This is a genomic window from Pseudomonas sp. R15(2017), from assembly GCF_002112685.1.
Lineage (GTDB): Bacteria > Pseudomonadota > Gammaproteobacteria > Pseudomonadales > Pseudomonadaceae > Aquipseudomonas > Aquipseudomonas glycinae.
In genome coordinates this window covers 248,451-270,914 of sequence record NZ_NEII01000003.1, presented here as the reverse complement: position 1 = coordinate 270,914, position 22,464 = coordinate 248,451, and the positions used below count along the sequence as shown (strand labels likewise).

The 22,464-nt window shown below is 59.7% G+C and carries 17 protein-coding genes; 5 read left to right on the top strand and 12 right to left on the bottom strand.

The features are described 5' to 3' along the window. Positions 1 to 139 precede the first annotated feature (139 nt). A complete protein-coding gene (locus CAF77_RS08180) occupies positions 140 to 1,549 on the bottom strand; it encodes a heavy metal sensor histidine kinase (RefSeq protein WP_064380721.1) in 1,410 nt (469 codons plus the stop codon). Continuing rightward, positions 1,546 to 2,220 (bottom strand): heavy metal response regulator transcription factor, encoded by a 675-nt coding sequence (locus CAF77_RS08175; protein WP_064380720.1) that lies wholly within the window; start codon positions 2,218 to 2,220, stop codon positions 1,546 to 1,548. Before CAF77_RS08175 ends, CAF77_RS08180 begins: the two co-directional genes overlap by 4 nt. A 408-nt stretch (positions 2,221 to 2,628) precedes the next feature. On the opposite strand from CAF77_RS08175, the gene CAF77_RS08170 reads away from it, so the two are divergent. The 5 genes from CAF77_RS08170 (at position 2,629) to CAF77_RS08150 (ending at position 9,032) form a co-directional block, all read left to right on the top strand. Then, complete coding sequence (locus CAF77_RS08170; protein ID WP_064380718.1) at positions 2,629 to 3,876, top strand: TolC family protein; 1,248 nt, start codon at positions 2,629 to 2,631, stop codon at positions 3,874 to 3,876. A gap of 49 nt (positions 3,877 to 3,925) precedes the next feature. Beyond that, positions 3,926 to 5,119 (top strand): efflux RND transporter periplasmic adaptor subunit, encoded by a 1,194-nt coding sequence (locus tag CAF77_RS08165; protein ID WP_064380715.1) that lies wholly within the window; start codon positions 3,926 to 3,928, stop codon positions 5,117 to 5,119. 15 nt (positions 5,120 to 5,134) lie between these two features. Further along, entirely contained in the window at positions 5,135 to 8,287 is a 3,153-nt protein-coding gene (locus CAF77_RS08160; RefSeq protein ID WP_064380712.1) for a CusA/CzcA family heavy metal efflux RND transporter, read from the top strand. 133 nt (positions 8,288 to 8,420) lie between these two features. Continuing rightward, entirely contained in the window at positions 8,421 to 8,621 is a 201-nt protein-coding gene (locus CAF77_RS08155; protein WP_041475587.1) for a co-regulatory protein PtrA N-terminal domain-containing protein, read from the top strand. 78 nt (positions 8,622 to 8,699) lie between these two features. Next, the gene (locus tag CAF77_RS08150) at positions 8,700 to 9,032 is read left to right on the top strand and encodes a DUF2790 domain-containing protein (RefSeq protein WP_064380710.1); all 333 of its coding nucleotides are present in this window, start codon (positions 8,700 to 8,702) and stop codon (positions 9,030 to 9,032) included. A gap of 150 nt (positions 9,033 to 9,182) precedes the next feature. Here the strand turns inward: CAF77_RS08150 and CAF77_RS08145 are convergent, their stop codons facing one another. From CAF77_RS08145 to nuoG, 10 genes are all read right to left on the bottom strand, one after another. Then, the gene (locus CAF77_RS08145) at positions 9,183 to 10,508 is read right to left on the bottom strand and encodes an OprD family porin (protein WP_064380707.1); all 1,326 of its coding nucleotides are present in this window, start codon (positions 10,506 to 10,508) and stop codon (positions 9,183 to 9,185) included. Positions 10,509 to 11,476: 968 nt separating this feature from the next. Continuing rightward, complete coding sequence (locus CAF77_RS08140) at positions 11,477 to 12,163, bottom strand: hypothetical protein (protein WP_223290653.1); 687 nt, start codon at positions 12,161 to 12,163, stop codon at positions 11,477 to 11,479. Between the two features lie 242 nt (positions 12,164 to 12,405). Continuing rightward, positions 12,406 to 13,869: an NADH-quinone oxidoreductase subunit NuoN gene (gene nuoN / locus CAF77_RS08135; protein WP_085654290.1), complete on the bottom strand. Its 1,464-nt coding sequence runs from the start codon at positions 13,867 to 13,869 to the stop codon at positions 12,406 to 12,408. A gap of 7 nt (positions 13,870 to 13,876) precedes the next feature. Further along, entirely contained in the window at positions 13,877 to 15,409 is a 1,533-nt protein-coding gene (gene nuoM / locus CAF77_RS08130; protein ID WP_011334963.1) for an NADH-quinone oxidoreductase subunit M, read from the bottom strand. Positions 15,410 to 15,448: 39 nt separating this feature from the next. Beyond that, positions 15,449 to 17,302 carry an NADH-quinone oxidoreductase subunit L gene (gene nuoL, locus CAF77_RS08125; protein ID WP_085654289.1) on the bottom strand — a complete coding sequence of 618 codons (1,854 nt, stop codon included), beginning with the start codon at positions 17,300 to 17,302 and terminating at the stop codon, positions 15,449 to 15,451. Continuing rightward, complete coding sequence (gene nuoK / locus CAF77_RS08120; RefSeq protein WP_003180046.1) at positions 17,299 to 17,607, bottom strand: NADH-quinone oxidoreductase subunit NuoK; 309 nt, start codon at positions 17,605 to 17,607, stop codon at positions 17,299 to 17,301. Before nuoK ends, nuoL begins: the two co-directional genes overlap by 4 nt. Before the next feature lie 3 nt (positions 17,608 to 17,610). Next, the gene (gene nuoJ, locus CAF77_RS08115) at positions 17,611 to 18,111 is read right to left on the bottom strand and encodes an NADH-quinone oxidoreductase subunit J (protein WP_011334961.1); all 501 of its coding nucleotides are present in this window, start codon (positions 18,109 to 18,111) and stop codon (positions 17,611 to 17,613) included. Positions 18,112 to 18,120: 9 nt separating this feature from the next. Beyond that, positions 18,121 to 18,669 carry an NADH-quinone oxidoreductase subunit NuoI gene (nuoI, locus tag CAF77_RS08110; protein ID WP_011334960.1) on the bottom strand — a complete coding sequence of 183 codons (549 nt, stop codon included), beginning with the start codon at positions 18,667 to 18,669 and terminating at the stop codon, positions 18,121 to 18,123. 11 nt (positions 18,670 to 18,680) lie between these two features. After that, positions 18,681 to 19,688 carry an NADH-quinone oxidoreductase subunit NuoH gene (gene nuoH / locus CAF77_RS08105; protein ID WP_007951460.1) on the bottom strand — a complete coding sequence of 336 codons (1,008 nt, stop codon included), beginning with the start codon at positions 19,686 to 19,688 and terminating at the stop codon, positions 18,681 to 18,683. Continuing rightward, positions 19,685 to 22,399, bottom strand: coding sequence for an NADH-quinone oxidoreductase subunit NuoG (gene nuoG, locus CAF77_RS08100; RefSeq protein ID WP_085654288.1), 2,715 nt, complete (start codon positions 22,397 to 22,399; stop codon positions 19,685 to 19,687). The genes nuoH and nuoG overlap by 4 nt, the downstream gene beginning before the upstream one ends. Positions 22,400 to 22,464 lie beyond the last annotated feature (65 nt).

The window sequence follows — 22,464 nt, the reverse complement described above, 5'->3', positions numbered from 1 at the left end:
GTCTTTTGCCGCTGTCAGACATTTCAGCGCAGGGACGACGCAAATTCGTGCTGAAGGATTTACGGGGATGGATGCAGCACTTGTGCGGCGATTTTTCCCATGAGGTTTGAGAAAACACCGCACAAATCGGCTTGAAGGTTCAGTGCCGGTCCGGGTGCGTCACGGGAAACACCAGACTGAATATCGTCATCGCCCCCGGTCGGCTTTGAACCTGCGCAGAGCCTTGATGCAAGGTCATGATCGAGTGCACGATGGCCAGTCCCAGACCGGTACTGCCCTGTGACCGGGTGCGGCTGCTGTCGACCCGGTAAAAACGGTCGAACAGATACGGCAGGTGCTGCGCTTCGATGCCCGCACCGGGATTGCTCACCCGCAATGACACCTCGTTCGGCGCCTGTTCGATGAACAGCGAAACGGTCTTGCCGGACGGGCAGTGGCGCAGGGCATTGGACAGCAGATTGGAAATCGCTCGCTGAATCATCAGCCGGTCGCCCGACACCTGAGCGCTGCCGAAGACCTTCAGGTCGATCTGTTTTTCCTGCGCCGACAGAGAAAACAGTTCGGCCACCCTGGACGCCTCTTCTTCCAGCGCAATCGGCTCAAACGAGGCGTGCGCCGCAGGCTGGCTGGCCTGGGCCAGGAACAGCATGTCCGAGACAATCCGCGCGACCCGCTCCAGCTCTTCGGTGCAAGACACCAGAACGTTGGTGTATTCGTCGACCGAGCGCTCGCGCGACAGCGTCACCTGGGCCTTGCCCATCAGGTTGTTGATCGGCGTGCGCAGTTCGTGGGCCAGGTCGTCGGAGAACTGCGACAACTGCTGCACGCCGCTGTCCAGTCGATCGAGCATGACGTTGATGCCCTGCGCCAGTTCGCTGAGTTCCTGGGGCATGTTCAGCACCGACAACCGGTGATCGAGATCCTGCGTCGTCACTCGCGCCGCCACTTTGCGAAACTCTCGTAACGGTGCCAGCCCTCGCTGCACGGCGCCCCAGGCGGTCAAGCCGATGAACACCAACAGCAACGGCAAAGCCATCAACGTCGAGCGCAAATAGGCGCTGAGCAAGGCCTGATCGTGGGCGTTATCCATCGACAGCAGGACCGGTACGCTGCTGCCGTCCTTGAGGCGAATCAGCTTGGAGACGGTGAGAAACTTCGCGCCTTCGGCATCGGCGCTGTCGGTATGGGTCAACTGATCGGTCGTCGCCCGTACCGCCTTTAACTCAACCCGTGGATCGGTCAGGCCCGAACCGGACTTGAGCAGCGGGGTGCGCAGGTTGTTCAGGTCATAAATAGTCAGGGTCAGGTTGTCGTGCCCCATGACCTGATCGAGCAGAATGTGCGGCTTGGCGCTGATCTCGCCGGTGTCGAAGTACAGCGTCAGGCTGTGCTCGACCTGTTCCAGCTTCTTTTCCAGGCTGTCGCGCGATAGCGCGTTCAGCTCGTGGGTCAGGGCGAAATACGCGAGGATCGCCAGGAACACCACCAGCAGCGCGCCGAGAATGCTGACCGTCAGACCCAGCCGCAGCGACAGGCTTGCCGGCTTCATTCCCGCGCCTCCAGCACATAGCCGACGCCGCGCAGGGTGTGGATCAGTTTGCTGTCGAACGGGTCGTCGATCTTCGCCCGCAAGCGACGGATCGAAACTTCGACCACGTTGGTGTCGCAGTCGAAATTCATGTCCCACACCAGCGAGATGATCTGGGTGCGGGTCAGCACTTCGCCGGACTGGCGCATCAGCAGGTGCAGCAGGGCGAACTCCTTGGTGGTCAGGTCGATGCGCTGGGTGCCGCGAAAGGCCCGGTGACGGCCCGGATCAAGTTCCAGATCGGCGACCTTGAGCACCTGTGGCACCGGGATGTTTTCACTGCGCCGCATCAACGTACGCACCCGCGCCAGCAGTTCCGGAAACTCGAACGGCTTGACCAGATAATCATCGGCGCCCAGATCCAGACCCCGGATCTTGTCCGCCAGCCGCCCGCGTGCGGTGAGCATCATCACTCGCGTGGAATGGGTGCGACGCAGTTGTTCCAGCACGCTCCAGCCGTCGAGTTCCGGCAGGTTCACATCGAGGATGATCAGGTCATAAACCTGTTGTTGCGCCAGGTGCAAACCATCTGCGCCATTGATGGCGTGATCAACGATATAACCACTTTCGGTCAGGCCCTGATGCAAGTATTCGGCAGCTTTAAGCTCGTCCTCGACGACAAGGATTCGCATGATGTTTCACCACTTTTAATGAATGGGTATTTAACTAAGTGAGTCTGGAAGTTGCAGTTTTTACAGGGACTTCCTGACGGACTTTGGAACTGAGTGGCGTGCACGGTAAAGGCTGTAGTGGCTACAGAGTCAACGCATGAGCCCTTTAAATCGGCCATCCGCGACAGCCTGTCGCAGCGAAATGGTCGGTTTTTGATGACTTCCATTTCGGCAAGTGCTGTTCGGCGGATAACTAACGCGCATTTGTTTCTATCTATTGCAACAAACTCATTAGAACTTCGAATCCTAGAGCAAAACAACTTCGATAAGCCGTGGATAACGGATTTGTAATGTTCACGTCACCTTGTCGATAAGTTCAAAACCCTACCGTGGCGCCATCAACGATTCTTGATTGAAGGAAGCCTTCCATTGCCCGGTTTAATTGAACTGACGGCGCGATCACGCCTGAAAAAAACCGCCAGCGGCCTGTTGTTGCTGGCTTGTACCAGCCTTGCCAGTGCATCGACTTTGACGCTGGATCAGGCGTTGCAAACCGCCTTCGCCAGCAACCCGGAGCTGGCCGCCGCGCAGTGGGAAATCGGCATTGCCGACGGTGACCGCAAGCAGGCCGGGCTGATCCCCAACCCCGAGGTGTCGTGGGAGGCCGAAGACACCCGGCGTGAATCACGCACCACCACGGTGATGCTCAGCCAGCCGATCGAGCTGGGCGGCAAGCGCGGCGCGCGGATTGATGTGGCGAGTCGTGCGCAGGATGCCGCCGGCATCGAACTGGAGCGCAAGCGCAACGCACTGCGCGCCGACGTGCTTCAAGCGTTCAACGGCGCGCAGACCGCGCAGCAACGTTTGCAACTGGCCCGGCAGTCGCTGCAACTCGCCGAGCACGGTTTGCGTGTGGCGCAGGGGCGGATAGAGGCGGGCAAGTCGTCGCCGGTGGAAGGCACGCGGGCGCAAGTGCAGCTTTCGGAAGTGCGCCTGGAATTGAGCCGCGCCGAGCGTGATCAGGCCAATGCGTACCAGCAATTGGCCCAGGTCATGGGCGCACCGTTGCCGACCTCGACCACGGTGCAGACCGCAACTCAAAGTCTGTCCAGCGTACCGCCGTCCACCCGTTTGCTTGAGCGTCTGAACGAAACAGCGGAGCTGCGGCTGGCCAGGTTGCAGATCGACCAGCGGGAAGCGTCGCTGGGGTTGGAAAAGTCCCAGCGGATTCCCGATCTCACCGTCAGCATCGGCAGCCAGTACAGCGAAACCGAGCGCGAGCGGGTCAACGTGGTCGGGCTGTCGATGCCGATTCCGCTGTTCAACCGCAATCAGGGCAACGTGCTGGCGGCGGCGCGGCGTACCGATCAGGCGCGGGACCTGCGCAACGCCACCGAACTGCGCTTGCGCACGGAAATCCAGACCACGCTCGCGCAATGGCAGACCGCCAACGGCGAAATCCAGGCATTCGACCGAACCATCCTGCCCGCCGCGCAAAGTGCGGTGGACAGCGCCACCCGCGGTTTCGAAATGGGCAAGTTCGGCTTCCTCGACGTGCTCGATGCTCAGCGCACATTGATCGCCGCTCGCAGCCAATACATCCAGGCGGTGAGCGAGGCGACCGACGCCCGGGTCCGCATCGAACGCATCTTCGGCGACCTCAGCGCCAACCCTTGAATTTCAACGTTCTGATTACTGCGCGATGGTTTGGCGCAGAGGAGTTTGCATGGACAAAAAACTGATCGTGGTTGCTGCGGCGACCTTGGCGCTGGGCATTGGCATCGGCTCGATGTGGAGCGGCAATGCGTCTGTCGATGCGCATGCCGATGAAGCGGCGGAACACGCCGACCATGCCGAAGAAGGCTCCGCCGCTGACGGCGGGCACGACGAAGAAGGGCACATCGAATTGACGGCCGAGCAGATCGCGGCGGCGGGGATTCAACTGGCCGCCGCCCAGGCGCAGAACTTCAGCCTTGGTCTGTCGTTCCCCGGCGAAGTGCGCTTCGACGAAGACCGCACCGCGCATGTGGTGCCGCGTGTGCCGGGCGTGGTCGAGTCGGTGTCGGTCAACCTCGGACAGTCGGTGAAGAAAGGCCAGTTGCTGGCCGTGATCGCCAGTCAGCAGATCTCCGATCAGCGCAGCGAGCAGGCAGCCGCGCAACGCCGTCTGGCCCTGGCCCGCACGACGTTCGAGCGCGAGAGGAAACTGTGGCAGGACAAGATCTCCGCCGAGCAGGATTTTCTCCAGGCGCGCCAGGCTCTGGAAGAAGCCGAGATTGCGGTGAGCAATGCCCGGCAAAAGATCAGCGTGCTCAGTGGCAGCGTGGTTGCCACCGGTGGCAATCGCTATGAACTGCGCGCGCCGTTCGATGGCGTGGTGGTGGAAAAACACCTGACACCAGGGGAGGTGGTCGACGAAACAACGGCAGCGTTCACACTCTCGGATCTGTCGCGGGTGTGGGTCACGTTCGGCGTTTCGCCCAAGGACCTGAACAAGGTGCAAGTGGGCAAACCCGTCACCGTCAGCGCGGCGGAGTTGAACGCCGAAGTCAGCGGCACCGTGGCCTACGTCGGCAGCCTGCTCGGCGAACAGACCCGTACCGCGACCGTGCGCGTCACCCTGGAAAACCCGCAAGGCTCCTGGCGCCCGGGCCTGTTTGTCACCGCGCTGGTCGCTACCGACAGCCGCCAGGCCAAAGTCGCCGTACCGGAAACCGCAATCCAGACCGTCGAGGACAAGCCCACGGTGTTTGTGCGCACCGACGACGGCTTCAAGGCGCAAGCCGTGGAGCTGGGCAGTCGCGCGGCAGGCCAGGTTGAAGTCATCGCCGGACTGGAACCGGGCGTGCAAGTCGCCAGTGCCGGCAGCTTCGTCCTCAAATCGGAGCTGGGCAAAGCCTCGGCCGAGCACAGTCATTAATCGCGGAAGACTCCCATGTTCGAACGCCTGATCCAGTTTGCCATCGAGCAGCGCATCATCGTGCTGCTCGCCGTTCTGCTCATGGCCGGCCTCGGCATCGCCAGCTATCAGAAACTGCCGATCGACGCCGTGCCCGATATCACCAACGTCCAGGTGCAGATCAACACCGGCGCGGCCGGGTTCTCGCCGCTGGAAACCGAGCAGCGCATCACCTTTCCGATTGAGACCGCGATGGCCGGCCTGCCCGCGCTGGAGCAAACCCGCTCGCTGTCGCGCTCGGGCTTGTCCCAGGTCACGGTGATCTTCAAGGACGGCACCGATCTGTTCTTCGCCCGGCAATTGGTCAACGAACGATTGCAGTCCGCCAAGGAGCAGTTGCCCGAGGGCGTGGAAGCGGTGATGGGGCCGATTTCCACCGGGCTCGGCGAGATCTTCTTATGGACGGTCGAGACCAAGGAAGGCGCGCTGAAAGAGGACGGCACGCCCTACACGCCGACCGACTTGCGGGTGATTCAGGACTGGATCATCAAGCCGCAACTGCGCAACGTCCCCGGCGTGGCGGAGATCAACACCATCGGCGGTTTTGCCAAGGAATATCAGATCGCGCCCGATCCGAAAAAACTCGCGGCCTACAAACTGACCCTCACCGATCTGGTGACGGCGCTGGAGCGCAACAACGCCAACGTTGGCGCCGGGTACATCGAGCGCAGCGGCGAGCAATTGCTGATTCGCGCACCGGGCCAGGTAGCGAGCACCGAAGACATCGCCAACATCGTCATGGCCAACGTCGACGGCACGCCGATCCGGATCAAGAACGTCGCCTCCGTGGACATCGGCCGCGAACTGCGCAGCGGCGCCGCCACGGAAAATGGACGTGAAGTGGTGCTCGGCACGGTGTTCATGTTGATCGGTGAAAACAGCCGCACGGTTTCCCAGGCCGTCGCCGCCAAGCTCGAACAGATCAACAAGTCGTTGCCCGCCGGCGTGATCGCGGTGCCGGTGTACGACCGCACGCATCTGGTCGACAAAGCCATCGCCACGGTGAAGAAAAACCTCGTCGAAGGCGCGATTCTGGTGATCGCTATCCTGTTTCTGTTCCTCGGCAACATTCGCGCTGCGCTGATCACGGCGATGGTGATTCCGCTGTCGATGCTGTTCACCTTCACCGGCATGTTCAGCAACAAGGTCAGCGCCAATCTGATGAGCCTCGGCGCGCTGGACTTCGGCATCATCGTCGACGGCGCGGTGGTGATCGTCGAAAACACCCTGCGACGACTGGCCCATGCGCAGCAGCATCACGGACGGCTGTTGACGCGATCCGAACGTTTCCATGAAGTGTTTGCGGCAGCGAAAGAGGCGCGGCGACCGCTGATTTTCGGCCAGTTGATCATCATGGTGGTGTACCTGCCGATCTTCGCCCTGAGTGGCGTCGAGGGGAAAATGTTCCACCCGATGGCGTTTACCGTAGTCATCGCGTTGCTTGGCGCCATGCTCTTGTCCGTGACCTTTGTGCCGGCGGCGATTGCGCTGTTCGTGACCGGCAAGGTCAAGGAAGAAGAGGGCGTGGTGATGCGCGGCGCGCGTCGCGTTTATGCGCCGACGCTGAACTGGGTGATGTCGCATCGTTCTGTTGCCGTGGGGGCGGCGTTGGCTGTGATTGTGCTCAGTGGCGTGGTCACCAGCCGCATGGGCAGCGAGTTTGTGCCGAGTCTCAGCGAGGGCGATTTTGCCTTGCAGGCGCTGCGCGTGCCGGGCACCAGCCTGACGCAATCGGTGGACATGCAGCAGCGGCTGGAAACGTTGATCCTGGCCAAAGTGCCCGAGGTTGAGCGCGTGTTCGCCCGCACCGGCACTGCGGAAATCGCCTCTGACCCGATGCCGCCGAACATCTCCGACAGCTACGTGATGCTCAAACCGAAGGAGCAATGGCCGGACCCGGGCAAGTCTCGCGAAACCCTGATGGCCGAACTGCAACAGGCCGCGGCAACGCTGCCGGGCAGTAACTATGAACTGTCGCAGCCGATCCAGTTGCGCTTCAACGAACTGATTTCCGGCGTGCGTAGCGACGTGGCGGTCAAGGTGTTCGGTGATGACATGGACGTGCTCAACGCCACGGCGGCGAAGATTGCCGTCGCGATGCAGAAGGTCAACGGCGCGTCCGAGGTCAAGGTCGAGCAAACCAGCGGTCTGCCGGTGCTGACCATCAATATCGACCGCGACAAGGCCGCGCGTTACGGGCTCAACGTCGGCGATGTGCAGGACACCATTGCGGTGGCCGTCGGTGGACAGAAGGCCGGGACGCTGTACGAAGGTGATCGTCGATTCGACATGTTGGTGCGCTTGTCCGACGCCATGCGCAAGGACATCGACGGGTTGTCGGCACTGTTGATTCCGGTGCCGGCGGCAGGTGGCGATGCTTCCAGTCAGATCGGCTTCATTGCGCTGAAGGACGTTGCCAGCCTCGATCTGGTGCTGGGGCCGAATCAAGTCAGCCGTGAGAACGGCAAGCGCCTGGTGATCGTCAGCGCCAACGTGCGTGGGCGCGACATCGGTTCTTTTGTCGCCGAGGCGGGCGATGCGATCGAGCGCGACGTGCAGGTGCCGGCAGGTTACTGGACCACCTGGGGCGGGCAGTTCGAGCAACTGCAATCGGCGGCCAAGCGCTTGCAGATCGTGGTGCCGGTGGCGTTGCTGCTGGTGTTCGGGTTGCTGTTCATGATGTTCAACAACCTCAAGGACGGCTTGCTGGTGTTCACCGGGATTCCGTTTGCGCTGACTGGCGGGGTCATGGCGTTGTGGCTGCGGGACATTCCGCTGTCGATCTCGGCGGGTGTCGGGTTTATCGCGCTGTCCGGTGTGGCGGTGCTCAACGGGCTGGTGATGATCGCGTTCATTCGCAACTTGCGGGAGGACGGGCGTTCGCTTGCCGAGGCGATTCACGAAGGTGCGCTGACGCGATTGCGCCCGGTGCTGATGACGGCGTTGGTGGCGTCCCTGGGCTTCATTCCGATGGCCCTGGCGACCGGCACCGGTGCCGAGGTGCAGCGCCCGCTGGCGACTGTGGTGATTGGCGGGATCCTGTCCTCGACCATTCTCACGTTGCTGATTCTGCCGGCGTTGTATCAGCTGGCGCATCGTCGGGACGAGGAAGCGTCTACGGCTGCCTAGTCACTTTTGCCTCAACAACAGGCCCGCCAATGCGGGCCTTTCTACATAACGGATATGTAATTTCGGCGCCACCGTCACGAAAGGTTCGGATTGTTACCTTGATCCCGTCAGTGACTTGAATGAGGAATCAATGATGAAACTTGCACAGATTGGCGCGTTTGCCGTGGCTCTGATGATGTCTTCCCTGGTGTTGGCCGAAGGTGGCGGCGACCGCACTTTCGAAAAAATGATGGCTGCCAATGGCCGCTCGATGGAAGTTTTTGCCGCAAAGGAAAAGGCCCGTGATCCGGTCGTCGTGAATGACAAGAAGGACGACAAGACCCAAGACCTGTAAGCGTGCTGCCAGTGAATGAGCCCGTCATCGCGCATCGATGGTGGGCTTTTTTATGAGTTTGTTTTGAAGGAGATGGATATGAAGCTTCTCAAGTGGATGGCGTTCACCAGTGTCATGGCCATGTCCGTGAATGCGCTGGCCGAAGGCGGTGGCGACAGAACGTTTGACCGGGCGCTCAGCGCCAATGCAAAAGCCATGGAGCAGTACGCGGCCAGTCAGGGCAAAGCGGCGCCGGTGGTCAAGGCATACGAGTACGGAATGAAGCTGGATGTGAAGAAGGTGGTCAGCGTTGTCCGGCCAAAGAATGAATGCGCTGTGGTGCCGGCTGCGATGACTTATGAGGACTCCAAGGGGCAGCTCAATACGGTCACTTACAACGTGATGGGGAATTGTCGTCAGCAGGGTGGCTGACGCTAATCCCGGCTGAAGCGCCCGGTTCATGTGCAGTGAGTCGGGCTTTTTTTCGGGCGTAAAAAAAGGCGTCCCGAAGGACGCCAAAGATTCACCTCTTACCAAAGGAGCAAGGAGCTTCTAAAGGTGAATGGGCATTGCTCGTGAAACTCAGAGAATCGCCAGCGGGTATTCGACGATCACCCGCACTTCATCCAGATCCGATTCGAACGCGGTGGCGCGGGTAGTGGCCTGGCGCAGACGCAGCGACAGGTCTTTCATCGAACCGCTCTGCACCACGTATTTGACTTCGATGTCACGCTCCCAGCGCTTCTGGTCAGTCAGCGGATTGCCCTCGGCATCGCGGCGCATGTACACGGCGTTGGCGTTGGAATAGTCAGCGTCAGTGCCGCGTGCATAACGGCTCATGAACGACAGGCCCGGCACGCCATAGGTGGTCATGTCGAGGTCGTAGCGCACCATCCACGAACGCTCTTTCGGCGAGTTGAAGTCGCTGTACTGAATGGAGTTGTCGAGGAAGATCGAGTCGGACTGACGCAGGTAATCGAAGTCATCATTGCCGTTGTTGCGCTGGTGGGAGAGGGCGACGGAGTGGGCGCCGAGCTTCACGCCGACGCGGCCGCTCCAGATGTTGTTGTCGAACTCGCCGAGCAACTGTTTGCCCTCGTCGACCGCCTTGTAGTAATTCAGGCCGCCGAACAGCGACAGGTCATCCGACAGCGGATACGTCCAGGCGGTGCCGGCGTAGTACTGGTTCCAGGCATCTTTGAGGCGGCTGGAGTACAGGCTGAAACTCAGATTTTTGTTCAGCGCGTAATCGCCGCCGCCGTAAGCAATCCACGGCGAATTGACCGGGCCGGCATAGAAAGTCGCGAAGTTCTCGCGCAAGTCGCTGGACACAGGTTGGCTCATCGCATGCAACCGGCCGCCCTGGATCGACAGGCCTTCGACGCTGGTGTTGGTCGCCGTCACACCGCGAAAGCTTTCCGGCAGCAATCGTGAATCGCCCGCCGCGACCACCGGGTTGGTCGGGAACACATCACCGACTTTCACCACGGTATCGAAAGCGCGCACTTTGGCGGCTCCACCAACCTTGGTGTATTCGTCCCGTGCTTCACCGTCACTGTTGACCGGCAATACATCGAACGAACTGCGGCCGCCGTTGCGGCCGTCTCCGGTATCTAGCTTCAGGCCGATCATCGCAAAAGCATCAACCCCGACCCCGACGGTGCCCTGGGTGAAACCGGATTCGAACTTGCCGATGATGCCGTGGGCCCAGGCTTCAGAATAACCATTGCCCGTGGGACTGGACTGGCCGTTGCGGTGGTCACGGTTGAAATAGAGGTTACGGTTGAGCACCGTCAGGCTGCTGCCTTCGATAAACCCTTCGGGTTTTTCTTCTGCAAACACCGTGGACGGCCCGGCGCCGACAACCACTGCCAGAGCGGCCATCGACATTTTTGTGTTGTTAACCATCAATCACTCCTTGGGTTCGGCAGAACGGGAACGAGCTTCGGCGTGGGTTTTATTGTTCGAACGGGCAAGGGCCCGCCGGGAGAGTCGCCGGGTGACATCGTTGCAGGCTGCGGATAACGCGGAGGTGATGGGGGAATTACGATTTTGTCAGGTGGGGTGGAGTCGAAACTCACACACAGGGTGGATCTGATTGTTCCATGTATGCAGATGTTCGTTTCTACCGTTCGAAGCTATCCAGCACGTCTTCTGGCAGAGAGGTATCGATGTCATTGGGAAGTGTGAGTTTGCCCTTCATGGTTCCGATCCGTTGGGCGCGCGTTTTTTTCAAGGTGACTTTGTCTTTACGTTCATCGGCTAACGCCTCGAGGCCGTCCATCAACTCTGAAAAAATATCTCGGTTCGTGGTTCGCCATCTCCTTCAGAAAATTGATCTTCGAATTTACTGGTAAATGGCTCCTTTCAAATGTCATACATTGCCCAGTGACTTGCAGGGAAACGCCTAAAGAGCAGATGGCATCTACGATAAAAGGATCGCTATCTTCGGTTGCGTCCATCAGGGGTGTCAGAGTTTTTTGAAATGAAATACCAAAAAACAAAACGGCATCCGAAGAAGCCGTTTTTTTTGAGTGGTAGATCATGACCGAATGGTTTCGATTGATGGTCATCTATTATCTAGCGCTATTTCCTTTCTATTTATAACTCTCTCGTTGACAACACGGCGTACCACTGGTGCAGAGGGCTTTTTTGGTGGTGTCGGTCTGGTCTCATTTACTGGTTTGGACGGGCCGTTGGTCGCTTTCATTTCTGATTCCTATTGGGACCGCCGTTAACATCGTCGTACGTCTTTCTGGATGGTGGAACAGACGGTTTTACAGGTGCTTGGGGCAGAGCTTTTTGTTCGCTCAATGCTGGTTTATTGGGTTCGCTCAATTTTTCCGCCCCTTTTTGAAGAACTATATTTTCGAGGATTATAGTCCTTTTTTCAGGTCTGCTACCGCGTCAGATCTAGAGTCATTTAACAGCTGAGTTTTTAAAGCGGCGATTTGATCTCCTACATATGTATCTTTTATTGCAAAATTTTTCCTGGGAGAGGAGGTATCCATGTCAAAGAGAACAAATAGCAAGCTGCCTATAGCGAGGGGAATACAGGCCATCAGAAAAGTTGAAAGTGCTTTAAACACCCAGCGGGATCGCTCTTCGTTGACTAGGGCGTTATGTGTAGAACAGCTAATGTAAGTGTTTGATATAAAGCTAACGGTTTCTTTGGCTGGGTTGATTAAGGGTATTTGTTCGTGTTGAGCTACTTGGGCGTTATATTTGGCAAGCTCATCGTTGTACTCTATTTGACTTTCGTAGTATTCCTTGATTTTTTCTGCATATGGCATTCTGTTGAATTCAGAGCCGCTAAAAGCTTTGCAATTGAAATATGTGGATATTGCTGAAATTATTAAAGTTGTTGCTGCGAGGAAAGAAATAACATATGCAATCTTGGGGTTGAACGTGAAGTCTAGAAATCGCGCGAGATAGATTGTTGCTGAAGCAAGAGCGAATATTGCTGTAAATATTATTTGGGTTTTTATTGAAATGCTGTTTTTTATCTCTTCTTCATATGCATACATTTTTTCGTAAGTGGTATGTATGTTGTGAATATTCAATATGATTTCCCTGTGTCCTGTCGATCGGCCAGTGCATTCAATGTGCCTGCGAAGCTGCTTTATCCCGCTCACACACGATAGCTCCAAGAACCGAATACGGGCTGTAGGACGAAACCGACAATTCAGCGGGAGCTTTCTGGAGTTTAAGCAGGAAGGGGCAGGACACTCGTAATGGATTCCCAAGACGCAAAAACGGCACCCGAAGGTGCCGTTTCTGTTTGTAGCCAGCTATCGCTGAGCGATCAGCCCGCCAGGCCCGATTGCTGGACCAGGGTCAGCAGCGGTTGTGGGTAGACGCCGAGGAAGAACGCAACCACAGCGATCGCCAGCAGCATCACGCCGCCTGCTTTCTGTTCCCAGTGCAGTTGGGCGTCGTGGCGGCGCAGGTTTGGTTCGATCAGGTACAGGGTGACCATCACGCGCAGGTAGTAGAAGACGCCGATGGCGCTGCCCAGTACCAGGGAACCGACCAGCCACCATTGGTGCGACTCGACACCGGTAGCAATGATGTAGAACTTGCCGATGAAGCCTGCAGTCAGCGGGATACCGGCCAGGGACAGCATCATCACGGTCAGTACGGCGGTCAGGTACGGACGGCGCCAGAACAGGCCGCGGTATTCGTACAGCGCGTCTGCGTCACGGCCGTTGTACGGCGAGGACATCAGGGTGATCACACCGAAGGCGCCGAGGCTGGTGATCACGTAGGTCACCAGGTACACGCCGATGGCTTCCACCGCCAGGCCCTTGCTCGCCACCAGTGCGATCAGCAGGTAGCCGAAGTGCGCGATGGACGAGTAACCGAGCAGACGCTTGAGGTTGCTCTGGGTCAGGGCCAGCAGGTTACCGAACAGGATCGAGGCAATGGCGATGATGGTCAGCACGTTGCTCAGTACGCCACTGCTTGCGGCAGGGGAGATCTGGAACAGACGAACCATGACCGCGAACACAGCCACTTTCGACGCGGTGGCGAGGAACGCGGCCACCGGTGCCGGAGCACCTTCGTACACGTCCGGCGTCCACAGGTGGAACGGTACCAGCGACAGCTTGAACGCCAGACCGATCAGCATCATGCCCAGGCCCAGTTGCGCCAGCGAGCTTGGCAGGCCAGTTGCGGCCAGGGCCTGACTGATACCGACGAAGCTCAGCGAACCCGAGTCTGCGTACAGCAGCGCCATACCGAACAGCAGGAACGCGGAACCGGCGGCCGACAGCACCATGTACTTGATGCCGGCTTCCAGCGAACGCTTGTTGAAGAAGGCGTAGGCCACCAGACCGTAGACCGGCACCGACAGCAGCTCCAGGCCGATGAACAAGCCGGCCAGGTGCTGCGCGCTGACCAGAACCAGGCCACCGGCGGCAGCCATCAGGATCAGCAGGTACAGTTCTTCACGGTTGCCCGGGTAACCCGAACCGCCATCGCCGAGGTAGGCGTGGGCGAGGGTGACGCAAGCGAGGGTGGCGACCAGGATCAGCGCCATGTACAGGCAGGCAAAGGTGTCGATCTGCAGCAATGGAGTCACGGCCAGAGGCGCGACTTTCAGTGCCGGCAGGATCGACAGCAAGGCCAGGTTCAGACCGGCCACCGAAATCAGGAAGGTCTGCGAGTGGTTGCGGCGCCAGGCGATTGCCAGCATCACCACGATAATGGTGAGGCTGGTGATCAACAGTGGCGCAAGCGCAATAAAGTGTTGAATCGTGAATTCCATAGCGCTCTTACCGGGCCGAAGCGAGTTGAGTGAAGGCGGTGCCGAGCCACTGCTGCACGCCATGCATCGTGGCGGCAGAAGTGTCGAGGAACGGTTGCGGGTAGACGCCGAGGTAAATCAGCAGTACCGCAAGGCCCAGCACCATGATCAGTTCGCGACCGTCCATGCCGTGCAGGATCGAATCCGATTTGGACGGACCGAAGTAAGCGCGGTGGATCATGATCAGCGAGTAGACCGAACCGAACACCAGACCGGAGGTGGCAATCGCGGTGATCCATGGAGCACTGGCGAACGTACCGATCAGGATCAGGAACTCGCCGACGAAGTTACCGGTACCCGGCAGACCCAGAGAGGCGGCTGCGAAGAACAGGCTGATCGCCGGCAGGTAAGCGATACGCGACCACAGACCGCCCATCTCACGCATGTCACGCGTGTGCAGACGCTCGTACAGCTGACCGCTGAGGATAAACAGTGCAGCGGCCGACAGACCGTGGGCCAGCATCTGGATCACAGCACCTTGCAGTGCCAGTTGGCTGCCGGAGTAGATGCCGATCAGTACGAAGCCCATGTGGGAAACGGACGAAAAGGCGATCAGACGCTTGATGTCGGTTTGCGCGAAAGCGAGGAACGCACCGTAGAAGATCCCGATCAGACCGAGGGTCATGGCGATCGGCGCGAACTCGGCCGAGGCGTTCGGGAACAGCGGCAGGGCGAAACGCAGCAGACCGTAGGCCGCGGTTTTCAGCAAGATACCGGCGAGGTCGACGGAACCTGCAGTCGGCGCCTGGGCGTGAGCGTCAGGCAGCCAGGAGTGGAACGGAACCACGGGCAGCTTGACCGCGAAGGCGATGAAGAAGCCGAGCATCAGAATGTACTCGGTGGTCATCGACATCTTGGTCTTCAACAGATCGGCGTAGTTGAAGGTGATCACGCCGGTGCTGTTGTAGTTGACCAGGACCAGACCGAGGATCGCCACCAGCATGATCAGGCCGGAAGCCTGAGTGAAGATGAAGAACTTGGTCGCGGCGTAGATCCGGGTTTTCTTGCCGTCCGAAGAACTGTGACCCCAGAGCGCGATGAGAAAGTACATCGGCACCAGCATCATTTCCCAGAAGAAGAAGAACATGAACAGGTCGAGGGCGAGGAACACGCCGACAACGCCGCCCAGGATCCACATCAGGTTCAGGTGGAAGAAGCCGACGTGACGCTGGATCTCTTTCCACGAGCAGAGTACCGACAGGATACCCAGCAGACCGGTCAGCAGGATCATCAGCAACGACAGGCCGTCGAGGGCCAGGTGCACGTTGATGCCGAAGCGCTGGATCCAGACGTGCTTGAACTCAAGCGCCCAGGTCGGATCGGCGCCAGGCGCCGGTGCAAATGAATAGTCACCGTGGGCCCACAGCCAGAGGCCGAGGGCGAGTTCCAGGGTCATGGTCAACAGCGCAATCCAGCGGGGGAGGGTGGCGCCGAAGCGCTCACCCAGCCAGCACAGCAGGCCGCCGATGAAGGGGATCAGGATTAGCCAAGGCAGAATCATGACGGGCTCGTTTCCTTTCGCAAATTCGCAAGGTTCATATCAGACCGCTACCAGCACGACAGCGCCGATGACCAACACGGCACCAGCAGCCATCGAAGCAGCGTACCAACGCAGTTGACCGGTTTCGGTACGGCTCAGGGCGGTGTGACCCCCCTTGGCCATGCGCGGGATCAGACCGATGGTCTGGTCGAGCGGGTCTTTGCGCAGCATGTGGCTGATCGCAAGGTACGGCTTGACGAACAGTTTGTCGTAGATCCAGTCGAAGCCCCAGGCAGCGAACCACCAGGCCGAAAGGAGACGGCCGATGCCGCTGTTGGCGATCGCGGTCACGAAGCGACGCTTGCCAAGGAACAGCAGGGCCGCCAGCAGGATACCGGCCAGGGCGATGGCGCCCGAGGCGATTTCCAGACTGTGCTTGGCTTCGCCACCGGCATGGCCAACGCTCTCGGGCAGTACGCCATGCAGCGGTGGAACGATCATGGCGCCGACGAAGGTCGACAGCACGATCAGCACCGACAGTGGCAGCCAGTGAGCGATGCCGTGACCGGCGTGGGCTTCGGTCTTGGCTTCACCGTGGAACGCGATGAAGATCAGGCGGAAGGTGTACAGCGACGTCATGAATGCGCCGACCAGACCTGCGTAAAGCAGACCGTGGTTGCCGCTGGCGAACGCTTCCCAGAGGATTTCGTCCTTGGAGTAGAAACCTGCGGTCACCAGCGGCAGGGCGGCCAGAGCGGCACCACCGACGATGAAGCTGGCGTAGGCCAGCGGCAGTTTCTTCGACAGGCCGCCCATCTTGAAGATGTTCTGCTCGTGGTGGCAGGCAACGATCACCGCACCGGAAGCAAGGAACAGCAGGGCCTTGAAGAAGGCGTGGGTCATCAGGTGGAAGATCGCGCCTTCCCAGGCGCCAACGCCCAGCGCCAGGAACATGTAGCCGATCTGGCTCATGGTCGAGTAGGCGAGGATACGTTTGATGTCGGTTTGCACCAGTGCGGCGAAACCGGCCAGTACCAGGGTCACACCGCCGACGATGCCGACCAGGTGCAGAATGTCCGGCGCCAGGGCGAACAGACCGTGGGTACGGGCGATCAGGTAGACACCGGCAGTCACCATGGTTGCGGCGTGGATCAGTGCCGAAACCGGGGTAGGACCGGCCATCGCGTCCGCCAGCCAGGTTTGCAGCGGCAGTTGCGCCGATTTACCGACCGCACCACCCAGCAGCATCAGGGTTGCCAGCACGATCCAGAAATCGCCGACCTTGAAGTGCTCAGGCGCCTTCACCAGCAGTTCCTGGACGTTCAGCGTGCCCAGTTGCTGGAACAGGATGAACAGGCCGATTGCCATGAACACGTCGCCGATACGGGTGACGATGAAGGCTTTCAGTGCGGCGTTACCGTTGTTGCGGTTGCTGTAGTAGAAACCGATCAACAGGTACGAGCACAGGCCCACGCCTTCCCAACCGAAGTAGATGAACAGCAGGTTGTCGCCCAGGACCAGGAACAACATGCTGGCGATGAACAGGTTGGTGTAGGCGAAGAAGCGCGAGTAACCGGCTTCACCGCGCATGTACCAGGAGGCGAACAGGTGGATCAGGAAACCCACGCCGACCACCACACCGAGCATGGTCACGGACAGACCATCCAGGTACAGGGCGAAGTTCGGCTGGAAGCCTTCCACCGAGATCCATTTCCACAGTACGTGGACGTATACGCCACCTTCCGGTGGAGCGACGTTGAACTGCCAGATCACGTAGGCCGCGACGATGGCAGACAGGCCGATGGAGCCGACACCGATCAGCGCCGACAGGTTTTCCGAGAGGCGGCCGCGCGAGAACGACAGCAACAGGAACCCGATCAGAGGGAATACGAAAGTCAGAAAGAGTAGGTTCATCCGCGCATCTCACTGGCAGCGTCGATATCGAGCGTGTGGAAGCGGCGATACAGTTGCAGCAGGATCGCCAGGCCAATACTGGCTTCGGCGGCTGCAAGGCTGATCACCAGGATGAACATGATCTGTCCATCCGGTTGCGCCCAGCGGGCGCCCGCAACGATGAAGGCCAGTGCAGAGGCGTTCATCATCACTTCCAGACTCATCAACACGAACAAAATGTTGCGGCGGACCATCAGGCCGACCAGACCAAGGCAGAACAGGATGCCGGCAACCGCCAGACCATGTTCGAGAGGGATAGCAGGCATGTCTTACTCCTTCGCCTCGTTACGGCCCAAATGGAACGCCGTGACGGCTGCAGCGAGCAGCAGCATCGAGGCGAGTTCGACCACCAGCAGGTACGGACCGAACAGGCTGATGCCCACGGCTTTCGCGTCCACGGTGGTTTGACCGATGGCCTGACCGCTCTGGTGAGCGAACAGCACATACAGCAGTTCGGCCAGCAGCAGGGCGGCGAGAATCACCGGTCCTGCCCAGATGCCGGGCTTGAGCCAGGTGCGTTCCTGCTGAACCGAGGCAGGCCCCAGGTTCAGCATCATCACCACGAACACGAACAGCACCATGATGGCGCCGGCGTAGGCGATCACTTCCAGCACGCCGGCGAACGGTGCGCCGAGCGCGAAGAAGGTCATGGCCACGGCGATCAGCGAAATGATCAGGTAGAGCAGGGCGTGCACAGGATTGGTGTTGGTGACCACACGCAATGTGGACACAACAGCGATACCCGATGCGAAATAGAAAGCGAATTCCATCGTTCTTCCTTAAGGCAGCAAGCTCTTCACGTTGATCGGCTCGGCTTCGTTTTGTGCGGCGCCTTTCGGCTTGCCCGCAACGGCCATACCTGCAACACGATAGAAGTTGTAATCAGGGTTTTTGCCGGGGCCGGAGATCAAAAGATCTTCTTTCTCGTACACCAGGTCCTGACGTTTGAACTCGGCCATCTCGAAATCCGGGGTCAGCTGGATCGCGGTGGTCGGGCAGGCTTCCTCGCAGAGACCGCAGAAAATGCAGCGCGAGAAGTTGATACGGAAGAAGTCCGGGTACCAGCGACCGTCTTCGGTTTCAGCTTTCTGCAGCGAGATGCAACCCACCGGGCACGCCACGGCGCACAGGTTGCAGGCTACGCAGCGTTCTTCGCCATCGGGGTCGCGGGTCAGGACGATGCGGCCACGGTAGCGTGGCGGCAGGTAGACCTGCTCTTCCGGGTATTGCAGGGTGTCGCGCTTGCGAAAGCCATGGCCGAAGACCATGACCAGGCTGCGCAACTGGGTACCGGTACCCTTAACGATGTCGCCAATATATTTGAACATGGGTCAAATCCTCACTGAACCGCAACCGCAGGCGTGTTCCACAACACGATTGCAGCGGTCACCAGCAAATTGATCAGGGTCAGTGGCAGGCAGAATTTCCAGCTGAAATCCATCACCTGGTCATAACGCGGACGCGGGATGGAAGCGCGCAGCAGGATGAACAGCATGATGAAGAACGCGGTCTTCAGTGCGAACCAGACGAAGGACAGTTGCGGCAGGATGCCGAACGGACCGTGCCAGCCACCGAAGAACAGGGTGACCAGCAGCGCCGAGATCAGGATGATGCCGATGTATTCACCGACGAAGAACATGCCCCATTTCATACCGGCGTATTCAATGTGGTAACCGTCGGCCAGTTCCTGTTCCGCTTCCGGCTGGTCGAACGGGTGACGGTGAGTCACGGCCACGCCAGCGATGAAGAAGGTACAGAAGCCGAAGAACTGCGGAATGATGAACCACAGGTTCTGCGCCTGGTACTCGACGATGTCGCGCATGTTGAACGAGCCGACCTGCACCACGATGCCCATCAGGGCCAGGCCCATGAACACTTCGTAGGACACGGTCTGCGCCGAGGCACGCAAGCTGCCGAGCAGGGCGAACTTGTTGTTACTCGACCAGCCGGCGAACAGCACCGCGTAGACCGAAAGACCGGCCATGGCGAAGAAGAACAACAGACCGATGTTCAGATCCGCCACGCCCCAGGTCGGGGTGATCGGGATGATCGCGAACGCGATCAGCAGGGCGGACATGGCCACCACCGGCGCCAGGGTGAAGATCACCTTGTCGGCAAACGGAGGGGTCCAGTCTTCCTTGAAGAACATCTTCAGCATGTCGGCCGCGATCTGGAACATGCCGAATGGGCCAACGCGGTTCGGACCGTAACGGTCCTGCCACCAGCCCAGCAGGCGACGTTCGACAAAGCTGAGCAAAGCGCCTGCGACCACCACGGCCAGCAGGATCACGATGGCCTTGATGACCGTCAGGATCACATCGATCACTTCAGGGGTGAACCAGGTCATTGCGCTGCCTCCTGCAGACCATCAACGGATACGCCGGCGAATGCCGGTGGAATGCCGGCGATGCCCGCAGGCAATGCCACCAGACCTGCGCCCAGTTCTTCATTGATACGCAGCGGCAGACGCAGGGTCTGGCCCGCAACGTTGAGGCTCAGCAGTGCGCCGTCGTTGACGCCCAGGCGATCCGCTTCGGACTTGGCCAGTGCGACGTACGCAGCCGGAATGCGTTCCTGAACCGGAGCGGCTTTCGACGAGTTCTCGTCGCTGCCGAACAGGTGGTAGAACGGCACGGCTTGCCAGGTGCCCTGGGCCGGGTTGAACGCGCGCGGAACACTGGCGAACCAGTTCAGCGAATCACCGGTGCTTTCGATCAGGCGAGTGCCCGGATCGCCAGCGCGCAGGTGACCACCGACTTCGTCCTGGAACTTGTTCCAGGCTTGCGGCGAGTTCCAGCCCGGCGACCATGCAAAAGGAACCTGCTGACGCGGTTCGGCGGAGCCCGAGTAACCTTCCATCGAGAAGGCGAACGCGGTGTCCTTGTCTTGCGGGGTGCGTGGTTCGTGAACGCTGATGTCGGCGCGCATCGCGGTGCGACCGGAGTAACGCAGCGGCTCACGGGCCAGTTTCAGACCCTTGATGCGGAACGAGGCGGACGGTGCTGCGTCGACAATACGGGCCAGTTGCGGCGTGCTCGAAGCAACGGCAGCGGTCACGTGGTCGAGTTGCGTCCAGTCGATCGGCTGGTTCAGCAGGGTGGCGCGCAGGGCGTGCAGCCAGCGCCAGCCTTCGTGGACCAGAATGCTCGCGTCCATGTATTGCGGGTCGAAAACCTGGAAGAAGCGCTGGGCGCGACCTTCCTGGCTGACCAGCGTACCGTCGCCTTCAGCGAAGCTGGCGGCCGGCAGAACCAGATGCGCGCGGTCGCTGGTGGCGGTCTTCTGATGGTCGGCAACGATCACTACTTTCGCAGCGTTCAGTGCCGCATCGACCTTGGCCTTGGCGGTACGGGTGTACAGATCGTTTTCCAGCACGACGATGGCGTCGGCCTTGCCGTCAATCACTGCTTGCAGCGCAGCATCAACCGATTCGCCACCGAGCATGGCCAGGCCGAGGCTGTTGGCTTCCGGCACGATCAGGCTGATCGAACCGTTCTTCTCGCGCAGCTTCAGGGCCTTGGCGATGTTTGCAGCCGCTTCGATCAAGGCTTTGGAGCCCAGCGAAGTACCGGCGATGATCAGCGGACGCTTGGCAGCGAGCAGGGCATCGGCGATGCGCTTGGCCAGTTCCAGGGCTTCAGCGTCCAGGCCTTCAACGGCAGGCGCGCTGGCGTCCAGGGCGTGAGCCACGGCGAAACCGATGCGTGCCAGATCGTCAGGAGCGGCGTGTACGCATTCTTCGGCGATGTCGTCGAGCTTGGTTTCAGCCAGGCTGGCGATGAACAGCGGGTTCAGTTCGTGCTGACCGATGTTCTTCACCGCAGCGTCGAGCCAAGGCTGAACGCGCATGTCTTCGGCCATGTCTTCGGCCTTGCCTTTTACCGACTGACGCAGGGCCAGGGCCATGCGGGCGGCGGTCTGGGTCAGGTCTTCACCGAGGACGAACACGGCGTCGTGGTCTTCGATGTCGCGCATGTTCGGCACTGGCAGCGGGCTGTCTTTCAGCACTTGCAGGACCAGACGGATGCGTTCCAGCTCGGAGGCTTCGATACCGGAGTAGAAGTGCTCGGCGCCTACCAGTTCACGCAACGCGTAGTTGCTTTCCAGGCTGGCACGCGGTGAACCGATACCGACGATGTTGCGACCGCGCAGCAGGTCGGCGGCTTTGTCCAGCGCGGCATCCAGTCCAAGCTTGGTGCCGTCGGCCAGCAGTGGCTGACGTGGGCGGTCGGTGCGGTTGACGTAGCCATAACCGAAACGGCCACGGTCGCACAGGAAGTACTGGTTCACCGAACCGTTGTAACGGTTTTCGATGCGACGCAGTTCGCCGTAACGCTCGCCCGGGGAGATGTTGCAACCGCTCGAGCAGCCATGGCAGATGCTTGGCGAGAACTGCATGTCCCACTTGCGGTTGTAGCGTTCGGAGTGAGTCTTGTCGGTGAACACACCGGTCGGGCAGACCTCTGTGAGGTTGCCGGAGAACTCGCTTTCGAGGGTGCCGTCTTCAACGCGACCGAAGTACACGTTGTCGTGAGCGCCGAATACACCGAGGTCGGTGCCGCCAGCGTAATCCTTGTAGAAACGCACGCAGCGGTAGCAGGCGATGCAGCGGTTCATCTCGTGGGAAATGAACGGGCCCAGTTGCTGGTTCTGGTGGGTGCGTTTGGTGAAGCGATAACGGCGCTCGTTGTGGCCGGTCATCACGGTCATGTCTTGCAGGTGGCAGTGACCGCCTTCCTCGCACACAGGGCAGTCGTGCGGGTGGTTGGTCATCAGCCATTCAACGACACTGGCGCGGAACGCCTTGGATTCTTCGTCGTCGATGGAGATCCAGGTGTTGTCGGTGGCAGGCGTCATGCAGGACATGACGATGCGACCACGGGTGTCGTTCTCGTCGGTGTACTGCTTGACCGCGCACTGGCGGCAGGCCCCGACGCTACCAAGCGCGGGGTGCCAGCAGAAATAAGGGATGTCGAGGCCCAGCGACAGACATGCCTGTAACAGGTTGTCTGCCCCGTCGACTTCGAGCGCTTTGCCGTCTACGTGGATAGTGGCCATGGTTCAAAGGTCTTCGTTGGCCCGGTGTCAGCGGGCGTGGCTAATGGAATCTTGTTATCCGTCCG